Source organism: Aquibium oceanicum (assembly GCF_001889605.1).
In the GTDB taxonomy this organism is placed as follows: Bacteria; Pseudomonadota; Alphaproteobacteria; order Rhizobiales; family Rhizobiaceae; genus Aquibium; species Aquibium oceanicum.
In genome coordinates, this window is the sequence record NZ_CP018171.1 from 2447157 (window position 1) to 2461903 (window position 14747).

Sequence of the window (14747 nt, forward strand, 5' to 3'; positions counted from 1 at the left end):
GGCACGCCGCGGATACCGGCGCACCGCCGCGTGCCTTCTTTCATGCGCGCGTTCCTTGCTTATATTCGGCGCCTCGAAGGACCGCCGGATGAACGACATGCAAGCCGAACTCGACCTGATGAAACGCGCCGGGCTTCCGGAAGACCTGAGGTTCCTGGTCCAAAAATATCCGCGCGAGAACTGGGCAGCCCACCACAACATCGGCGGCATGGCCGGCATGTGGCTGCAGCGGCACGGCATGTTCCGCGAACTCGGCGGCATGCTGACCGGCGGCATCGCCGACTACCGCGAGGGCAGGACAAACGCGAATGAGTTCGCTCAGTGGTTCGCGCCGCGGCTCAACTTCTTTCTCGGCAATCTCGACGGCCACCACAACGTCGAGGACCAGCACTATTTCCCCGCTTTCGCGCGCGCCGAGACCAGGCTGAAGCGCGGCTTCGACATCCTGGATGCCGACCATCACATGATCCACGAGGCGCTGGAGATGAACGCCGAGACAGCGAACGGCTTCCTGCGGGCGCTGAAGGAGAACGAGGACAAGCGGCGCTTCGCGGCCGATGCCTATGCCGACGCCAACCAGCGGCTGGTCGCCATGCTGACGCGCCACCTCGACGACGAGGAGGACCTGATCATTCCGCTGATTCTGGATCGGGGCGACGCGGCTCTGGTGCCGCACTGAGCCTGCGCCGCCGGTTGGCCACCATCAGCAGACGCGCGGCGACGAGGCCCGCGACCGCCAGCCCCAGTGCGATGAACAGCCGCTCGTGCCGCTCGAAGGCTTCGCCCAGGAATTCTTCGGCACCCAGCCCGACGAAATAGCCGAGCCCGCCGAAGAGCGCCGCCCAGGAGGCGGCCGAGAGCGCGTTGAGCACCAGGAAGCGTCCGACCGGGATCGACGACAGGCCGGCCGCCACCCCGCCGACGAGGCGGAAGCCGTAGATGTAGCGGTTCGACAGGACGAAGAGGTTCGGATGGCGCTCGATCCAGGACATGGCCCGCCCGAAGGCCGGCGTTCCGCGCAGGCGCCGCAGGCGCGGGTGATCGCTGAAGCGCCGCCCGGCGATGAAGAAGATGACGTCGCCGATGAAGGCGCCCACCGCCGCCGCCGCGAAGGCCGCCCAGGGGGCGAACACGTTCTGGTGCGCGAAGAAGCCGGCCAGGATCGCCGCGGTCTCGCCCTCGGCCACGCTGCCCAGGAAGACGGCGAGCAGCCCGTAGCGCTCGACCAGCATATGGATGATGTCGCTCATGCCGGAGTACGCGTCCCCGCGCCGGGCGCAGGCGCCGGTGATCCACCGGTCTTGCTCACGGTGGACCCGCCGAACCATGAGCCGGTCGATCTGTGCGCGCGGAGGTGGACAGCGGCTGCGTTCAGCTTTTCCCCTGCCTTTCCATGAACCTGATCCGGTTCCCGAACGGGTCGATCACGGTGCACTCGAGCCCCCAGTCCTGGCGCTCGAGGCCCGGGCGGTTGTACTTGTAGTCCTTGGCGAGCAGCCCCTTCTGGAAGGCCTCCACGCCGCTCATATAGACCACCATGTTTCCGCCCGGGCTGGCGTCGCCCGCGTGTTCCGAGAGGTGCAGCGTCAGCCCGCCCAACGAGACCTGCGTGTAGAGCGGAAAGTTCTCGCCGAAGCGATGCTCCCAGTCGACGGAGAAGCCGAGGAAGCCGAGATAGAACTCGTGCGCCTTGGCGACGTCGAAGATGCGCACGATGGGAATGGCCTGTTCGAAGGCGAAAGGCGCACGCGCGCCGTTGTCTCCCGCCCCGTCGATCCTGGCCGACAGCACGTTCCAGCTCGGCAGGCCGAACTGTCTCGCCACGATCTCGAGCGCGGCTGAATGGGGGATTTCCTGTCCGCGCTCGGCGAGCGCCGCACGAAGCGACTTCGCCATCGCCTTGGCATCTGAATGGGCGAGCATTGATTTTCCGATCCTTCGCTGGCGGCGGAAAAAAGAACCGGTGCCCGCCTTGCCGATGTCCTCCGCCGTTTTCGAATGAATCGGGAAAGGATCGTCCTTCGGCGCATTCGCAATTCCCCTTGCCGGGGTGCGGGCTGCGGGCTGCGCCAGCCGCTGCGGGGACAATAGGCGCGCGCCCGCCGGCGCGTCAATCGCCGGTTCGCCTGGAACAAAACGGCACCCCTTGCTGGCCTTTCGCCCCCGAATCACTACATTCCGGGGCATGTCCGATTTCCCCGACATGCCGTTCTTCGACGAGGACGATGGTCCGCCCCGCCCGGCCGCGGCACCCGCCGGTCCCTCCGGCATCGCCGCGCGTGCCATGGCGGGCCGCCGGCAACAGGCGCCGGACTATCTTTCGGGCCTCAACCCCGAGCAGCGGCTTGCGGTGGAGACCACCGAAGGTCCCGTGCTGGTGCTGGCCGGCGCCGGCACTGGCAAGACGCGGGTGCTGACGACCCGCATCGCCCACATCCTCGCCACCGGCCGCGCCTGGCCGAGCCAGATCCTCGCCGTCACCTTCACAAACAAGGCCGCGCGCGAGATGAAGCAGCGGATCGGCGTGCTGGTCGGCTCGGCGGTCGAGGGCATGCCCTGGCTCGGCACCTTCCACTTGATCGGGGTCAAGATCCTGCGCCGTCATGCCGAGCTCGCCGGGCTGCGCTCCGATTTCACCATCCTCGACACCGACGACGTCATCCGCCTGATCAAGCAGCTGATCCAGGCCGAGGGACTGGACGACAAGCGCTGGCCGGCGCGCCAGTTCGCCCAGATGATCGACGGCTGGAAGAACAAGGGTTTCGCGCCGAAGGACATCCCCGAAGGCGACGCGCGCGCCTTCGCCAACGGCAAGGGCCGCGAGCTCTACACGGCCTACCAGGAGCGGCTGAAGACGCTCAACGCCTGCGACTTCGGCGACCTCCTCCTCCACCCCATCCGCATCCTGCGCGACCACCGCGACGTGCTGGAGGAGTATCACCGCCGGTTCAAATACATCCTGGTCGACGAGTACCAGGACACCAACACCGCGCAGTACATGTGGCTGAGGCTCTTGGCGCAGCGGCCGAAAGCCGGGCGGCCGATCTCCCCATCAGGGGGGGAGATCGATCAGACCCCGGCCTCCTCGCGAACCGAAGGTTCGCAAGGCCGACCGGCTGCCGTGCTCGATGGGGCGCCCTCGCGAAGCGGCGACAGGGTGAGCGCAAGCAAACCGCAGCAGATAAATATTTGCTGCGTCGGCGACGACGACCAGTCGATCTACGGCTGGCGCGGCGCGGAAGTCGACAACATCCTGCGCTTCGACAAGGATTTTCCGGGCGCGACCGTCATCCGGCTCGAGCGCAACTACCGCTCCACCGCGCACATCCTGGGTGCGGCCTCCCACCTCATCGCCCACAACGAAGGCCGGCTCGGCAAGACGCTGTTCACCGACCATCCCGACCCCGAGGACGCCAAGGTGATGGTGCATGCCGCCTGGGACTCCGAGGAGGAGGCCCGCGCGGTCGGCGAGGCGATCGAGCAGCACCAGCGCCAGGGCCTGCATCTCAATGACATGGCGATCCTGGTGCGCGCCTCCTTCCAGATGCGCGAGTTCGAGGACCGCTTCGTCACGCTCGGCTTGAACTACCGCGTCATCGGCGGCCCGCGCTTCTACGAGCGGCAGGAAATCCGCGACGCCATGGCCTATTTCCGGGTGGTGGCGCAGGGCGCCGACGACCTCGCCTTCGAGCGCATCGTCAACGTGCCCAAGCGCGGCCTGGGCGAAGCCGCCATCCGCCAGATCCACGACGCCGCCCGCGCGCTGCGCGTGCCCATGCTGGAAGCCGCGCGAAAGCTCGCCGAGAGCGACGAGATGAAGCCCAAGCCGCGCGCGGCGCTCCGCGAGATCGCGGCCAATTTCGCCCGCTGGCGCGACGCGCTGGACAACACCCCGCACACCGAACTCGCCGAGACCATTCTCGAAGAGAGCGGCTACACCGACATGTGGAAGAACGACAAGTCGGCCGAGGCACCGGGGCGGCTCGAAAACCTCAAGGAGCTCATCCGCTCCATGGAGGAATACGAGAGCCTGCGCTCCTTCCTCGAACACGTCGCGCTCGTCATGGACGCCGAGCAGGACGAGACCATGGACGCCGTCTCCATCATGACGCTGCATTCGGCCAAGGGGCTGGAGTTCGAGACCGTGTTCCTGCCCGGCTGGGAGGAAGGCCTCTTCCCCCACCAGCGCGCGCTCGACGAGGGCGGACGTTCGGGGCTGGAGGAGGAGCGGCGGCTGGCCTATGTGGGGCTCACCCGCGCCAAGAAGAACCTGCACATCTGGTTCGTCTCCAACCGCCGCATCCACGGCCTGTGGCAATCCACCATCCCCTCACGCTTCCTCGACGAACTGCCGGAGGCCCATGTCGAGGTCGCCGAAGCGGGCAATTCCTACGGCGGCTATGGTTCAGGCTATGGCGGCTCCTTCGGCGGCGGCTCCTTCGCGGGCGGACGCGGCGGCGCGGGCCGGCAAAACCCCTACGGCGCCTCGCGGTTCGACAATCTGGGCTCAAGCGGCAACCAGTCGGCGGGCGGCGCGCGCACCGGCTCAGCGGACGGCGGCGCCTTCTCCAACACCTACTCCACCCCCGGCTGGGCCCGCGCCCAGAAGAACCGCACCGAAGCCACCGACCGCAACTGGGGCACCCGCTCCGGCCACGCGGTGGAGCGCATCGGCTACGGCGAACCGGACTCCGGCTTCGGCGCCGGAGCCGGCTCGGTGAAGAGCCGTGTCATCGAAGGCGAACTAGTGGCGAAAAGCGTCTCCGACACCCTCTCGGCCTTCCAGGTCGGCGATCGGGTCTTTCACATGAAGTTCGGCAACGGGAATGTCGCGGCGGTGGAGGGCAACAAGCTGACGATCGACTTCGACAAGGCCGGGCAGAAAAGGGTGCTGGACGGGTTTGTGAAGGGGGTGTGAGGGTTTAGCAGTGAGAGTTTTTCCATCGTATCTTTTCATCCGGATGATGTTTGACTTCCGCGTGCCATCTTCGATATTTGCGCCCAACCGCTAAACGGAGCCGCAAGATTGAAAGACCGCGCGTTCAGAGGCGACATTCAAGCGCTTAGGGCGTTTGCCGTTGTCGTGGTACTCTTGTTTCACGTTGACGCAGGCTGGATGGCGGGCGGTTATCTCGGCGTCGACATTTTCTTCGTCATTTCCGGCTACTTGATAAGCGGAATAATCCTCAGAGATGTCGCAGGCGGTCGTACCGCATTGTGGCAGTTCTATCTTCGTCGGATCAGGCGCCTCTTGCCTGCTTCTGTTGTGACGATTGCCGCGACCCTCGTTGTGGGAGGAGTATTACTCTCGACAGACGACCTTGCCGCCGCAGCGCGATCGGGTTTAGCGGCCGCATTCTCGGCATCGAATATCGTGTTCTGGCTGGAGGCTGGATATTTCGACGAAGCTGCCGACACGAAGCCGTTTCTTCATACGTGGTCGCTTGGCGTAGAAGAGCAATTCTATCTGCTCTGGCCAGCCGCGCTTCTGGTTTTTTCGCGGCTTGGCCGGAAGGCGACAATCTGGTTCGTCGTCACTTCCGGTCTCATCTCTCTCGTGGCCGCCGAAGCTTTGCTGTCGAACCACCCCGAAGCTGTTTTCTTCCTGGTACCCTTTAGGATTTTTGAGTTTGCCGCTGGCGCCCTTCTCACGTTCGTCAATCCAGCGGCGGCGAGCAGGACAGGCCTGCTTGCATTTCTTGCCGGCGTCGCCGTGATGCTCGCGTCCTGTGTGCTCCTCGAAGCGACATTCCCGATGCCCGGGCTCGTTTCGCTGATTCCGGTCGCTGGAGCGGTACTTTGCATCTACTTCGGAAAATCAGCGCCGGCTCTTGCAATGTCGCGACCCGTAATCTTCATCGGCGACATCTCCTACTCCTTATACCTCGTGCATTGGCCTATCGTGGTCTTCTACAAGTACCGCATCGAGCCCGAACTTGGGCCCCGCGACCAAGTGCTGCTTCTGGCAGCCGCAGTCGCCGCAGGCATCGCGCTCAATATTTTCGTGGAGCGCCCCATGCGAAGCGACCTGTTTTGGAAGCGATCCGGCTATCGCGTTGCAGGCGGCTTGGCTGCGGTTGTAATCGTTTCTGCAGCGGCAACACATGCATGGTGGTCGGGTGGTTGGCAGTGGCGCATTCCCGCGGAAGTTCGTGAGGCCTCGACGAGCGTCGCCCACTATAAAAGCGAGCGCAGCGCGTACCTCCTGAAGATCCGAGACAAGAACAAGCGCTCATCTGCAGATGGTGACATCCTCTTGATCGGCGACAGCCACGGGCAGGATCTCGACATCGCCTTGCATGCTTCTGGCTATGAAGTACGGCGGCTATTCATGCCCTACGACTGCCAACCGGCGGTCGGCGAAAGACCAATCGAAGTCGGTCTTGCATCCTCGATGGTAACTAGCGCCGAAGAGGCCGAGGTCTGTCGAAAAAGGTTCGATTTACTCCTGAAGGACAAGCGGCTCAGGAATGCTAGGGCTGTTATTCTTGCCCCGCGATGGAAGCAGTGGTCCGTAGACCGGCTCGGAGCGACCATTGCCGCATTGCGCAAGACGACGGCGGCGCCGATTTTTGTCTTCGGCGCGACGTGGGAGTACGCCCCGAAAATCCCGATCATTCTTCAGCGTTATGGCAGGGTCGATGGCATCGATGAGTTCGCTGCAAAGTTCGAAAAGACGTTGCCACCGACCCTCAATCGGCAGCTCGAAAGAGCCTCGGAAACTCTAAATTTTCACTTCGTCGACAAGATGCGTGTTGCATGCCAACCTCGCTGCCCGGTATTCGTGCCTGGAACTTCTGAGTTGACGGTATGGGACTACGGCCACTGGACCGTCGCGGGCGCGAGTTATTTTGGCCGGCTATTGCTGGAGGCGGAGCCAGAACTCAAATATATTCTTCGTGCCCGAGATTAAGCGGTTTGCAGCGCGAGCTCGTTTAACTGGCCCCAAAGCGAAGTGGCTACATGACGATCTCGGATGCTCCAATCCGTAGTCGTTCTCGGTTCAGCTATGACCGCCGCTTCCGACTCGGATCGCTCGGGCGTCTCCTCCACCGCGCGCAGGCTCATCATATCGTCGGTCGTTGGTCATCCTTACATTGCTCTTGTTATCGCAAACGTGTGCCTCACCTCGAAGCCGCTCAATTGCCAACGCCGTCATCTCTGTCTGCCACAGAGCAAACCTGTCAGTCGTAGTTTCCTGCAGGCAGTCATCGTAGTGCTTGCGTGGTAGATGATCGCGCGGATTGCGTAAAATTGAACGTGCAGCGCTGCCGAGCGACTTCCGGGATAACCTCGCCGATCGCCGAAAAGAGACCGGCAGGTTCATCGGACGCCACCAGTTCGACGCACCTGAGGCCGCCCGCCATCAGTTCGACGAGGAAATCCGCCGAACCAGGACGCAGTAGGCAGCCTGAGGCGCTTCGCCTAAGGCGCTGGGCGAGATCGCGTCGCGAACTTTCAGATTCGCTTTCTGAGCTTTGGATGTCTGTCTTGTGCATGCCTCCCGAACGCGGTTCCGCTTTCGAGAGACATGTCCTAGAGCACATCCGCCAATCGATGAATCGATTGTGATGTGACTTGTAGCTTGGCTGCTGATTCTACGTCCACCTCGATGGAGGTGGATGATGGCGAGGGCACTGGGTGAGAATTTGCGGTCGCGTGTCTTGAAGGTCGCGGACGAAGGGGTGTCGGCGCGCCAGGCGGTGGCACGGTTCGGTGTGGGCGTTTCGAGCGCGATCCGCTGGATCGGCAGAGCCCGGCTGGGCGAGACCGCACCCAGACCGCAGGGGCGGCGGCGCGGCTCGCGGCTCGACGGTCATGCCGACTTCATCGTCGGGATGATCGAGGAGCCAAAGGATGTCACGGCAGAGCACTTCCGGGGATCGATGAATCGATTGTGATGTGACGCGGGTCCTTGCTGCTGACTCAACGTTCACCTCGATGGAGGTGTTCGATGGCGAGGGCATTGGGTGAGGATTTGCGGTCTCGTGTCTCTAAGGCGGTGGCCGAGGGGACATCGGCGCGCCAGGCGTCGGCTCGGTTCGGGGTGGGTGGATGGAGCGCGATCCGCTGGATCGGCAGAGCACGGCTGGGCGAGACCGCACCAAGACCGCAGGGGCGGCGGCGCGGCTCGCGGCTCGACGGCCATGCCGACTTCATCGTCGGGATGATCGAGGAGCACAAAGATGTCACGCTAAAGCACGTCGCCTCTAACCTGATTCAGGATTCCCAATCAGGCGCTGGCGTGATTCATTGAGGTTTGATGGAGAGCCGCGATGAGCAAGCCGCATCCGATGGCGTTGCGTGAGCGTGTCGCGGGTTATGTCGATGAGGGTCATGGTCACCGGGAGGCGGCGCAACATTTCCTTGTGCCGCCCCGCTTCGTGAACGATCTCATAAAGCTGCGGCGGGAAACCGGTTCGCTGAAGCCGCGCCGGCAGGGGCACGCGCCGGGCTCGGGCAAGCTGGCGCCTCACGTCGGCTTTGTGCGCAGGCGCATGGCTCAGGCCCGGGAACTGACGCTGGACGAGCTCTGCGTCGAACTGGAGGCGCGTGGCTGCGTCGTGCACCGATCGAGCGTCGGTCGACTTCTGCACCGCATCGGCCTCAGCAAAAAAAAAGCTCTGCGCGCCACCGAGCAACTGCGGCCTGAGGTCCGGGCTGCGCGGGAACTCTGGACGACGGGCCGAAAGCCGTTCTTCGCCAGAGCCTTGACCCGCCTCGTCTTCATCGACGAGACCTCGACCAACACCAAGCTGACCAAGCGCACCGGCTGGTCGCCGAAGGGCGAGCGCTATGTGACGCACGCTCCCTTCGGGCACTGGCGTACGCAGAGCTTCGTCGCCAGCCTGCGCAGTCACGGCCTCGTCGCGCCCTGGATCGTCGAGGGCGCGATGAAAGCAGAGATTTTCGAACGCTACGTCGAGACGCAACTGGCGCCGGAACTGGGCCGGGGCGACGTGGTGATCCTCGACAATGTCGGCTTCCACAAGAGCGGTCGTGCCGCAGACCTGGTGCGCCAGCGCGGCGCATGGATGTTGTTCCTGCCGCCCTACTCCCCCGATCTGAATCCCATCGAAATGGCGCTCTCCAAGCTCAAGGCCCTACTGCGCAAGAAGGCCGCACGAACCTTCGACGCCGTCGCGACGGCCATAGGCGACATCTGTGATCTCCTCGATCCGCAGCAATGCCGAGACTTCTTCAGTGCAGCCGGATATGAGGTCGATTAGATGCGACGTGCTTTGGACCAGATGGTCGAGCGGCTCCTGGCGGAGCGGGCCATGCGCGTCGGTCGCAGCAGCACGTTGAACGACTGGCTGCGCGGGCACGGCTGGACGTTCAAAAAAAGTCCGCACATGCACTGGAGCAGGAGCGTCCCGACGTCCTGAAGCGCCGGCAGGCCTGGTTCGACGGCCAACTCGATCTCGATCCGGCGAAGTTGGTCTTCATCCCCTCTCGGCGTCGCTTCGCTTGCCTGCCGGGCAATGGATGAGACCGGCCTGTCGACCAAGATGGCGCGCCTGCGCGGACGAGCGCCGTGCGGCGAGCGATGCCGGGCCGGCGTGCCGCAAGGCCACTGGAGAACCACCACCTTCACAGGCGCGCTCAGGCTGACCGGCATGACCGCGCCCTTCGTCTACGACGGCGCCATGAACGGGGCCGTGCTCCTCGCCTATGTCGATCAGGTGTTGGTCCCGACCCTGAAGCCGGGCGATGCCGTCGTGATGGACAACCTGCCGGCGCACAAGTTCGCTGCCGTGCGCGAGGCGATCGAGAAGGCCGGTGCGACATTGACGTTCCTGCCGCCGTACTCTCCCGTCTTCAACCCCATCGAGAACGCCTTCGCCAAGCTGAAGGCACTCCTGCGCAAGGCCGCCAAGCGAACGGTCCCGGCCTGTGGAACACCGTCGGAGATATCATCGACCAGTTCACGCCCGCCGAATGCGCCAACTACTTCAGGGCCGCAGGATATGAACTAGAATAAACCGGACGCGCTTTAGCTCGCCAGCGCCTCGACGGGCGGGCAGGAGCAGACGAGGTTGCGGTCGCCGGCGACGTTGTCGATGCGCGAGACCGGGGGCCAGTACTTTGCCGACGCCATGTCGCCCATCGGGAAGGTCGCCCGTTCGCGCGAATACGGGTGCGGCCAGTCGGCGGCGAGCGCTTCGGCGGCCGTGTGCGGTGCGTTGACCAGCGGATTGTCGTCCTTCGGAAACTTGCCCTGCGCCACCAAGCCGGCTTCCTCGGCGATCGCGATCATCGCGTCGCAGAAGCGGTCGATCTCGGTGAGCGGCTCGGACTCGGTCGGCTCGATCATCAGCGTGCCGGCGACCGGCCAGGACATGGTCGGCGCATGGAAGCCGTAGTCGATCAGCCGCTTGGCCACGTCCTCGACGCTCACGCCCGCCGTCTCCTTGAGGACGCGCGTGTCGATGATGCATTCATGCGCCACGCGGCCATTGCGGCCCGAATAGAGCACTGGGAACCGATCCTTCAGCCGTTCGGCGATGTAGTTTGCCGACAGGATCGCCGTCTCGGTGGCGTGCTTCAGGCCGGCCGCGCCCATCATGCGGATGTACATCCAGGTGATCGGCAGGATGGAGGCGCTTCCATAGGGCGCGCCCGACACGGCGTGGCTCGACCCCCATTCGGCGTGGCCCGGCAGGTAGTCGGCCAGATGCGTCTTGACGCCGATCGGCCCCACGCCGGGACCGCCTCCGCCATGCGGGATGCAGAAGGTCTTGTGCAGGTTCATGTGGCAGACGTCCGCGCCGATGTCGCCCGGCCGCGCGAGGCCGACCATTGCGTTCAAGTTGGCGCCGTCGAGATAGACCTGACCGCCGTGCGCGTGAATGAGCGCGCAGATGTCCTTCACGCCTTCCTCGAACACGCCGTGGGTGGAGGGGTAGGTGATCATCAGCGCGGCCAGCGCGTCGGCGTGCTGCTTCGCCTTGGCCTCGAGATCGGCAACGTCGATGTTGCCTTCGGCGGTGCACTTGACCACCACGACGCGCAGTCCGGCCATGGTGGCGCTTGCCGGATTGGTGCCGTGGGCGGAGGAGGGGATGAGGCAGACGTCGCGCGTTTTGTTCCCGTTTGCCTCGTGGAAGCGTCGAATGGCGAGCAGGCCCGCATACTCGCCCTGGCTGCCCGCATTCGGCTGCAGCGAGACCGCGTCGAAGCCTGTGATTTCGGCCAGCCACCGTTCGAGGTCGTCGGTCATCTGCCGGTAGCCGGCGGTGTGCTCGGCCGGCGCGAAGGGATGCATGCCGCCGACGCTGCCCCAGGAGACTGGCATCATCTCGGCCGCGGCATTGAGCTTCATGGTGCAGGAGCCGAGCGGGATCATGGCGCGGTCGAGCGCGAGGTCCTTGTCGGCCAGCCTCCGCAGGAAGCGCATCATCTCGGTTTCCGAGCGGCTCTCGTGGAAGACCGGCTGGGACAGGAATCCTTTCAGCGGACGCGAGGAGGGCAGGGCGGACGGGGCTTCTGCCGGTGCGGTTGCGCCGAACAGCGTGCAGAGCGCGGCGAGGTCGTCCTCGGTCGAGGTCTCGTCGAAGGTGACGCCGATGCGATCCGCGTCGACGACGCGCAGGAGCTGTCCATCGCGGCGCGCCGCCTCGGCCAGTTCCGCGGCCTTTCCCTTGGTCTTCACCACGACGGTGTCGAAGAACGCATCGCCGGCGGTGCCGTGGCCTTCGGCGCGGACGGCGGCCGAAAGGCGGCAGGCGAGCGCGTGCACATGCCGCGCCACCGCCTGAAGTCCTTCGGGGCCGTGCCAGATCGCGTAGGCGGCGGCCATGTTGGCGAGCAGCGCCTGCGCAGTGCAGATGTTGGAGGTCGCCTTATCGCGGCGGATGTGCTGTTCGCGCGTCTGGAGCGCCAGCCGGTAGCCGGGGCGGCCGTGGCGGTCCACCGACTGGCCGATAAGGCGGCCGGGCATCAGGCGGGTCAGCGGCTCCGACACGGCGAGATAGGCTGCATGCGGACCGCCGAAGCCCATCGGCACGCCATATCGCTGCATGGAGCCGGCGGCGATGTCGGCGCCGATCGCGGCCGGCGCCTCGACGAGTGCCAGCGCCAGCGGGTCGGCAACGGCGATGACCAGCGCGCCGGCCTTCTTCGCCGACGCGATGGCGGCCTTCCGATCGCCGTAGGTGCCAAAGGTGTCAGGCCACGGCACGACCAGCGCGGCGGTGTCGTCGTCCGCATCGCCCTCGACGACCGCGACTCCGAGCGCTTCCATGCGCGTCCTCACCACATCCAGCACCTGCGGGTGCAGCGCGCCGGCGAGCGCGATCCGGGCACGCTTGTCCTTGTGGTGGCGAAGCGCGACGCCGATGGCTTCGGCCACGGCGGTCGCCTCGTCGAGTAGCGAGGCGGAGGCGACGGGCAGTCCGGTCAGTTCGGCCACGAGCGTCTGGAAGTGGAAGAGCAGTTCCAGCCGGCCCTGGCTGATCTCCGACTGGTAGGGCGTGTAGGCCGTGTACCAGGCGGGGTTCTCGAACAGGTTCCGCTGGATGACCGGCGGAACGAAAGTGCCGTGATAGCCCTGGCCGATGAAGCTCCTGGCCACCGTGTTGCCGGCCATGACAGCGTTCAGTTCCGCCAGCGCCTCGGCTTCGCTCGCCGGGGCGGGCAGGTCGAGGGGACGGTCGAGCCGGATCGATTTGGGGATCGCCTGGCTGACCAGCGTCTCGCGCGAGGTGAGGCCCAGCGTCTTCAACATCGTGCGCTCGTCTTCAGGGCGCGGCCCGATGTGGCGGTCGGCGAAAGCGGCGGCGTGGTACGGGGCGGCCATGGGCGTCTCCCTATGCGATGTGCTTGGCGTAGGCGTCGGCGTCCATCAGCCCGTCAAGCTGCGACGCATCGGAAAGCCGCATCTTCCAGAGCCAGCCATCGCCCGTGGCGGCGGAATTGACGAGCGCGGGATCGGACGAGAGCGCCTCGTTGACCTCGGTGATCTCGCCGTCGCAGGGCGCGTAGACGTCGGACGCGGACTTCACAGATTCGACCACGACGGCGGTGTCGCCCTTGGCCAGCGCCTTGCCCTTCTCGGGCAGGTCGACGAAGACGAGGTCTCCCAGCTGTTCCTGGGCGTAGTCGGTGATGCCGACTGTCGCGATGTCGCCGTCGAGGCGGATCCACTCGTGGTCTTCGGTGAAACAGGTCTTGGCCATGCGGGTCATCCTCTGCGGTAGCGATGCGGCGTGAATGGGAGGCGGGCGACGGAAATGCCGATCCGGTTGCCCCGGATTTCGGCGAAGAGCTGCGTGCCGGGAGCGGCGAGGTCGGCGCGGACGTAGCCCATAGCGACCGGGTGGCCGGCCGAGGGGCCGAAGCCGCCGGAGGTGACCTCGCCGGCCGGCTCGCCGTCTGCATCCTTGATCTGCGCGCCGGCGCGGACCGGCTGGCGGCCCTCGGCCTTTAGTCCGACGCGCTTTCGCGCGGGCCCGGTGGCGATCGCGGCAGCCAAGGCTTCGGCGCCGACGAACGGTCCGCCCTCGCGCAGCGGCTTGGGGATCGCCCAGAGCAGCCCCGCTTCCACCGGGGTCGTTTCGGGTGTGATGTCCTGCCCATGGAGGCACAGTCCCGCTTCCAGCCGCAGCGAGTCGCGCGCGGCGAGACCGATCCATTCGACGTCGTCGTCGGCGAGCAGTTTTTCAACGAGGGATCGCGCGTCGGCCCCGGGCAGGGCGACCTCGAACCCGTCCTCGCCGGTGTATCCCGAGCGGGACATGAACCAGTTTTCGCGCGGCTCGATGCCCTGCATGAAGACGAGATCGCCCGTGTCGACGCCAGCGTGGACGAGCGCGGCTTCGGCGGCGGGACCCTGCAGGGCGAAGAAGACGCGGTCGAGCGGTTCGATCTTCGCGTCAAGCCCCTTCGCGCGCGCCATGAGTTCGGCTTCGTCGACGGCGGCATTGCCCGCATTGGCGACGATCATGAAGCGGTCGGCGCCGAGCCGCGTGACGATCAGATCGTCGATGATCCCGGCGTCCGGGTTCAGGAGAAAGGTGTAGCGGGAGCGCGCAAGCTCGATGCCGGCGGGATCGAGCGGGCACGATTTCGCGAGCGCGACTTCAGCGTCCTGGCCGGACAGGACGAACAGCCGCATGTGCGAGATGTCGAAGAGCCCCGCCTTCTGCCGCGCGTGCAGATGCTCCTTCATGACGCCGAGCGGGTAGGTGATCGGCATCGACCAGCCGGCGAAGCCGCCGAAGCGGGCGCCTGCCTTTTGGTGAAGATCCCCGAGCGGGAGTGTTTTCAGGCTGTCCTGGCCGGTCATCGCTTCTCCAGAGGCGTGCACGATCGGCCGCGGAATGCGGACGATTCGTGCCCCTCTGTCGGAAGCCTGAGAGACTTGCACAACCGGAACTCTGTCGGTTGTGCTTACACCTTCGGCGCGGGCATGACCCCGACTTTCCAGAGCGTCCTTCCGGCTTACGGTTCTTTTGCCTGAGAGATTTCGGGCGATTTCCCCTTCGGCGGCCTTTCGGCTCTCTCCCGCAAACCGGTGGGCGACTGAGCCCCGGACGAGTCGGACCCTAGCGGAAGGCACCGCGCTTGTCACGCGGCGGAAGGCTGGAAGATGGCGGTAAGTTTCTGGATGGTGGGCGCGACAGGGATTGAACCTGTGACCCTTCGCGTGTGAAGCGAATGCTCTCCCGCTGAGCTACGCGCCCGCCCACGGGCCTCGAGCCCGCGACAGGCGGCGATATAGGTGCGAGCACGGCTTCAAGTCA

The 14747-nt window shown here is 65.4% G+C and carries 9 protein-coding genes, 1 tRNA gene, 4 pseudogenes and 1 riboswitch; of the genes and pseudogenes, 7 read left to right on the forward strand and 7 right to left on the reverse strand.

Going from position 1 to position 14747, the window contains the following annotated elements; translation table 11 throughout:
• Nucleotides 1-88: 88 nt before the first annotated feature.
• A complete protein-coding gene (locus BSQ44_RS12080; RefSeq protein ID WP_072604432.1) occupies nt 89-679 on the forward strand; it encodes a hemerythrin domain-containing protein in 591 nt (196 codons plus the stop codon).
• Here BSQ44_RS12080 and BSQ44_RS12085 read toward each other — a convergent pair.
• A complete protein-coding gene (locus BSQ44_RS12085; protein WP_072604434.1) occupies nt 630-1250 on the reverse strand; it encodes a DedA family protein in 621 nt (206 codons plus the stop codon). The genes BSQ44_RS12080 and BSQ44_RS12085 overlap by 50 nt on opposite strands.
• A 121-nt stretch (nt 1251-1371) precedes the next feature.
• On the reverse strand, nt 1372-1923 hold the full coding sequence (locus tag BSQ44_RS12090) for a glyoxalase superfamily protein (protein ID WP_072604437.1): 552 nt from the start codon (nt 1921-1923) through the stop codon (nt 1372-1374).
• Nucleotides 1924-2185: 262 nt separating this feature from the next.
• On the opposite strand from BSQ44_RS12090, the gene BSQ44_RS12095 reads away from it, so the two are divergent.
• Both BSQ44_RS12095 and BSQ44_RS12100 read left to right on the forward strand, forming a co-directional pair.
• A complete protein-coding gene (locus BSQ44_RS12095) occupies nt 2186-4918 on the forward strand; it encodes an ATP-dependent helicase (protein WP_072604439.1) in 2733 nt (910 codons plus the stop codon).
• 108 nt (nt 4919-5026) lie between these two features.
• Complete coding sequence (locus tag BSQ44_RS12100; protein WP_072604441.1) at nt 5027-6913, forward strand: acyltransferase family protein; 1887 nt, start codon at nt 5027-5029, stop codon at nt 6911-6913.
• Nucleotides 6914-7195: 282 nt separating this feature from the next.
• Here the strand turns inward: BSQ44_RS12100 and BSQ44_RS27510 are convergent.
• Nucleotides 7196-7385, reverse strand: a pseudogene (locus BSQ44_RS27510) (transposase); the annotation flags it as partial.
• A 240-nt stretch (nt 7386-7625) separates the two neighbouring features.
• Here BSQ44_RS27510 and BSQ44_RS12110 point away from each other — a divergent pair.
• The 4 genes and pseudogenes from BSQ44_RS12110 to BSQ44_RS26320 all read left to right on the forward strand — a co-directional run.
• A pseudogene (locus BSQ44_RS12110) lies at nt 7626-7871 on the forward strand (IS630 transposase-related protein); the annotation flags it as partial.
• 83 nt (nt 7872-7954) lie between these two features.
• A pseudogene (locus tag BSQ44_RS12115) lies at nt 7955-8227 on the forward strand (IS630 transposase-related protein); the annotation flags it as partial.
• A gap of 49 nt (nt 8228-8276) precedes the next feature.
• Nucleotides 8277-9230, forward strand: coding sequence for an IS630 family transposase (locus BSQ44_RS12120; protein ID WP_072604446.1), 954 nt, complete (start codon nt 8277-8279; stop codon nt 9228-9230).
• A 12-nt stretch (nt 9231-9242) separates the two neighbouring features.
• Nucleotides 9243-9985: pseudogene (locus BSQ44_RS26320) on the forward strand (IS630 family transposase); the annotation flags it as partial.
• Nucleotides 9986-9997: 12 nt separating this feature from the next.
• Here the strand turns inward: BSQ44_RS26320 and gcvP are convergent.
• From gcvP to BSQ44_RS12155, 4 genes are all read right to left on the reverse strand, one after another.
• Nucleotides 9998-12802: an aminomethyl-transferring glycine dehydrogenase gene (gcvP, locus tag BSQ44_RS12140; protein ID WP_072604451.1), complete on the reverse strand. Its 2805-nt coding sequence runs from the start codon at nt 12800-12802 to the stop codon at nt 9998-10000.
• Between the two features lie 10 nt (nt 12803-12812).
• On the reverse strand, nt 12813-13181 hold the full coding sequence (gcvH, locus tag BSQ44_RS12145; protein WP_072604453.1) for a glycine cleavage system protein GcvH: 369 nt from the start codon (nt 13179-13181) through the stop codon (nt 12813-12815).
• 5 nt (nt 13182-13186) lie between these two features.
• Nucleotides 13187-14290 carry a glycine cleavage system aminomethyltransferase GcvT gene (gcvT, locus tag BSQ44_RS12150; RefSeq protein WP_072604456.1) on the reverse strand — a complete coding sequence of 368 codons (1104 nt, stop codon included), beginning with the start codon at nt 14288-14290 and terminating at the stop codon, nt 13187-13189.
• A gap of 148 nt (nt 14291-14438) precedes the next feature.
• A riboswitch (glycine riboswitch) is annotated at nt 14439-14521 on the reverse strand.
• Nucleotides 14522-14612: 91 nt separating this feature from the next.
• Nucleotides 14613-14687 (reverse strand) — tRNA-Val (locus BSQ44_RS12155).
• Nucleotides 14688-14747 lie beyond the last annotated feature (60 nt).

Coding starts and splice junctions, on each gene's coding strand:
- BSQ44_RS12095 (WP_072604439.1), top strand. CDS start 2,186: ATGTCCGATTTCCCCGACATGCCGTTCTTCGACGAGGACGATGGTCCG.
- BSQ44_RS12080 (WP_072604432.1), top strand. CDS start 89: ATGAACGACATGCAAGCCGAACTCGACCTGATGAAACGCGCCGGGCTT.
- BSQ44_RS12090 (WP_072604437.1), bottom strand. CDS start 1,923: ATGCTCGCCCATTCAGATGCCAAGGCGATGGCGAAGTCGCTTCGTGCG.
- BSQ44_RS12085 (WP_072604434.1), bottom strand. CDS start 1,250: ATGAGCGACATCATCCATATGCTGGTCGAGCGCTACGGGCTGCTCGCC.
- gcvP (WP_072604451.1), bottom strand. CDS start 12,802: ATGGCCGCCCCGTACCACGCCGCCGCTTTCGCCGACCGCCACATCGGG.
- gcvH (WP_072604453.1), bottom strand. CDS start 13,181: ATGGCCAAGACCTGTTTCACCGAAGACCACGAGTGGATCCGCCTCGAC.
- BSQ44_RS12120 (WP_072604446.1), top strand. CDS start 8,277: ATGAGCAAGCCGCATCCGATGGCGTTGCGTGAGCGTGTCGCGGGTTAT.
- gcvT (WP_072604456.1), bottom strand. CDS start 14,290: ATGACCGGCCAGGACAGCCTGAAAACACTCCCGCTCGGGGATCTTCAC.